General features: G+C 71.0%; 5 protein-coding genes and 1 pseudogene. 5 read left to right on the top strand and 1 reads right to left on the bottom strand.

Going from position 1 to position 3726, the window contains the following annotated elements:
* Window positions 1-1055 (bottom strand): annotated as a pseudogene (locus ASG00_RS17855) (Rne/Rng family ribonuclease); the annotation flags it as partial.
* 305 nt (window positions 1056-1360) lie between these two features.
* Here ASG00_RS17855 and ASG00_RS08845 point away from each other — a divergent pair.
* The 5 genes from ASG00_RS08845 to ASG00_RS08825 form a co-directional block, all read left to right on the top strand.
* Window positions 1361-1978, top strand: a complete 618-nt coding sequence (locus tag ASG00_RS08845) for a vitamin K epoxide reductase family protein (RefSeq protein WP_056208705.1) — start codon at window positions 1361-1363, stop codon at window positions 1976-1978.
* A 68-nt stretch (window positions 1979-2046) separates the two neighbouring features.
* Window positions 2047-2436 (top strand): YbaB/EbfC family nucleoid-associated protein, encoded by a 390-nt coding sequence (locus ASG00_RS08840; protein WP_056208703.1) that lies wholly within the window; start codon window positions 2047-2049, stop codon window positions 2434-2436.
* A gap of 5 nt (window positions 2437-2441) precedes the next feature.
* Entirely contained in the window at window positions 2442-2741 is a 300-nt protein-coding gene (locus tag ASG00_RS08835; protein WP_162237831.1) for a WXG100 family type VII secretion target, read from the top strand.
* Window positions 2738-3055, top strand: coding sequence for a hypothetical protein (locus ASG00_RS08830; protein WP_056208696.1), 318 nt, complete (start codon window positions 2738-2740; stop codon window positions 3053-3055). The genes ASG00_RS08835 and ASG00_RS08830 overlap by 4 nt, the downstream gene beginning before the upstream one ends.
* The coding region (locus ASG00_RS08825; RefSeq protein ID WP_162238380.1) for a hypothetical protein at window positions 3052-3726 on the top strand (675 nt) is incomplete at its 3' end. The genes ASG00_RS08830 and ASG00_RS08825, both read left to right, overlap by 4 nt.

The following is a 3726-nucleotide window of genomic DNA, read 5'->3' as shown; positions in this document are numbered from 1 at the left end:
CCCGGGAGCGAGATCTGGCTCGTGAGCCGGGCGCCCTTGTGGCCGACCGGGTCCTTCGTGACCTGCACGAGCACACGGTCGCCGCTCTTGAGGGCGAGCTCGATGCGACGCGGCTGGTTGCCGGTCTCGACGCCATCCCAGTCGACCTCACCGGAATAGAGCACAGCATTGCGGCCCCGGCCGATGTCGACGAACGCGGCCTCCATGCTCGGAAGCACGTTCTGCACGCGACCGAGGTAGACGTTGCCGATGAGCGAGGCGTCCTGGTTGCGGGCGACATAGTGCTCGACGAGCACGTCGTCCTCAAGGACGGCGATCTGGATGCGACCGTTCTTCGACCGCACCACCATCACGCGGTCGACGGCCTCACGGCGCGCGAGGAACTCGGCCTCGGTGACGACCGGACGGCGACGGCCGGCCTCACGACCGTCGCGCCGACGCTGCTTCTTCGCCTCGAGACGCGTGGAGCCCTTGATGCGCTGCGGCTCGGTGATCAGCTCGACGGCGCGAGCCGGGCGGGTGTACTCACGCTCCTCGGTGGCCTCGCCACCCGTGCCGCGGCGACGATTGCGGCGACGGCTGGTGCTGGTGCCCGGCTGGACGGCGTCCGCCGGGGCGGGCGACTCGTCGATGTCGTCGAGCAGCGGCAGCAGTGCGACGGGCGGCGCGTAGAAGTGGAGAGCTGCCGAGACGGTGGACACGAAGGTCTCGGGCAGCAAGCCGAGCCCGACCGCGGTGAGCGGACCCTCCGGCTCCGCGACAGACTCCGGCTCGGCCTCCGCCTCAGGCTCGGCGACCGGCTCAGGCTCGGCGTCCGGCTCAGCTGCCTCGGTCTCCGTGGTCGCGACATCGGCGGTGGCATCGGCAGAGCCCGGCTCCGGGACGCCGTCATCGCTCACAGCCCCGGTCACCGCCGAGTCCACGACCTGATCGGAAGCAAGAACGTCAGCCGCAGGCTGCACGGTGAAAGGGTCGGCGATCGCGGGGGTCGTGGCATCCGTCACGGCGTCAGCAACGTCAGCGGGGTTCGAGGGGATGTCGGCATCATCGGCCATCACAGGCTTGTCTCCCAGCCCGGCGACACCGCGCGTCGCCCGGCGATCTCATCTCTGGCGGCGGCGCACCCGGCGCTGCCGCAAACTCACTCGGTGTGCAGGAGGCTCGAGGCTCGTCCTGCGAGGGCGGTCATCGCCCGAAGTCTGCATCGATGTCGCGAGCGGCGCGGCCGCCGCGGCATCCGGTTCATTATCTCATCTTCCGTGTCGTCCGCGCGACGGGTGGATGCCGCGGCGCGTCGAGCCTCTCATTCTCACGGTCGCTGCGCCGGCGCGGGCCTGCTGCGCACCGCGAGAATGCGGGCATGCCCGACCATGCATCCGCACCGCGCACACCCGCTTTCGGAATCTGGCTGATCGTCGCCGGCGTGGTCGGCTGGACGGCCGCCTTCGAACTCACGCTCGAGCGGCTGCACCTGCTCGCGAACCCGGCAGCCGCGGCATCCTGCGACTTCAGCGTGCTCGTCCAGTGCAAGGCGAACCTCGAATCGTGGCAGGGCAGTGCATTCGGCTTCCCCAACCCGATCCTCGGCCTCGCAGGCTGGGTGGCTCCGGTGATCATGGGCGTGGCAGTGCTCGCCCGGGTGCGCTTCCCCGGCTGGTTCTGGGGGCTGTTCTGGTTCGGCACCGCGAGCGCGTTCGGGCTCGTCACCTGGTTCATCAGCCAGAGCATCTTCCAGCTGCACACCCTGTGCCCGTGGTGCATGCTGACCTGGTCGATGACGATCCCGACGTTCTACGCCGTGACCGTCCACGTGCTGCGCATCGGCGCAGTTCCCGTCACGGCGCGCACCCGGTCGCGCGCGGGACGCCTGATGGCGTGGGTGCCGCTCGCCACGATCCTCAGCTACGCGGTCGTGATCCTCCTCGCCCAGCTGCGATTGGACGCGATTCCCAACGTGCTCAGCACCTTCTTCGGCTGAGCTATCCACAGGCACCCCCGCGCCGCCGTCTCCGCTCGCTAGCGTGAGGGCGACGCGAGGAGGCAGCGATGTCGTACGAGACGGACGGCATGACCGCGCTGGATGCGGCTCGAGCCCGCATCGATGCCCAGATCGCGGCGGCCCGCCAGGCAGCGGATGCCGCGGCTCGCATCGAAGCCGACCTTCGCGCGCTGCGCGTCACTGCGACCTCACCCGGACGCGAGGTGTCCGTGACCGCCGGCGCGACGGGGGCGATCGATCGCATCGAGGTGCAGGACACCGCGCTCGACGTCGACGCCCGCTCGCTCTCCCGCCTCCTCACCGAGACCGCCGCGCAGGCACAGGGTCTCGCGGCCGCGCGGGCCGTCGAACGGCTCGCCGCTGTGGCGGACGTCGACTCCCTCACCGTGACGCGCACCGGTCCGGTACACGATGACGGACCCGGTTCGGGCGCCTGATGATCATGCTCGACCGCCTCGTCGTCACCCCAGCCCGGCTCGCCGCCGCGGCGGCCCGCATCACGAGCGCGGGTCGCGCAATCGACGACGCCCTCACCCAACTCGAGAGCGACGCGACGGCGTTGCGAGGATCCTGGTCGGGCGAAGCCCAGCAGGCGTTCGATGCGGCCCAACGACAATTGCGCGCCGGGCTGGCAGACCGCACCGACGCACTCGCTCGCATCGACACCGCCCTCACCGCCCTCGCCGAGTCGTACACCGCCACGGACCTGCAGGGCGCACGCTCTCTCGGAGCGACCTCGTGACCGCGGCGAATCAGCGCATCGTCCTCGACGGCGACGTGCTGCAGGCTCAGGAGACACTGCTGCGCGAGGCGTCCGCCGAGCTGGACCGGGCGGCGGCGCGCACCGCGACGCCGCTCGGGCCGATCGCGTTCGGTGCGCTCGCACAGGGACTCCTCGTGCCCGCGACCACTGCTCTCGCGTCCCATACGCGTGACCTCCTGGGCATGGCGCACACCCTCAGCGACCGCATGGCCGACGGGGCGTCGCACGCGGGCACAGCCTTCGCCCGCGTCGAGGACGACGCGACGACGACCTTCACCGGGACGGAACCATGAGCGCGTCGTCGCTCGCTGCAGAGATACGCGGCGGCGCCTGGGCCGGCGGCCTCCCGCGCAGCGCTCTGGGCGCACCGGCGTGCGCGGAGATCCCCGGCATCGCGGGCGTCGTGATCACCTACGTGCAACCGCTTCGGGACTGGGTCGACCAGCTGCTCGGTGACAGCGCCCAGGTCGGGGGTGTCGCCGCGCAGTGGGAGGACGCAGCGGCGTCGCTGACCGAACTCGCGCCGCGACTGCGCGTCGGCCGCACCGCCCTCACTGATCTCGACGGCCGCACCGTGCGCGCGTTGCGAGAACGACACGACGACCTCCTGGCGGTGACGAGGGATGCCGCGGAGTGGGCCGCGGCGACAGCGGCATCCCTCCGTCTCGCCTCCCGAATCGTGGATGCGACCCGAACCTACGTCTGCGAGGTGCTGGCCCGCCTCGCGCGCTTCGCCGAGCAGCTGTTCTCGTTCTCCCTCAACCCGCTCGAGATCGCCCACCGCGTGACGGATTTCGCGCGCGCCGCCGCAGATCTCGTCGCCGCGACCGGACGGCTCGTGACCGAGCTCCTCGAGGCTCTCCACGCGCTCTCCGCGCTCATCCAGCGCCTCATTCCGATCATCGCCGAGGCTGCGGCGACACTGAAAGACGTCGTCGCCCGCATGCTGCCCGCCGTCGGACTC

Source organism: Microbacterium sp. Leaf351 (assembly GCF_001423825.1).
Classification (GTDB): domain Bacteria; phylum Actinomycetota; class Actinomycetes; order Actinomycetales; family Microbacteriaceae; genus Microbacterium; species Microbacterium ginsengisoli.
Note: the sequence above shows the minus strand (reverse complement) of the source record. Positions and strands in the feature narration are given on the sequence as shown.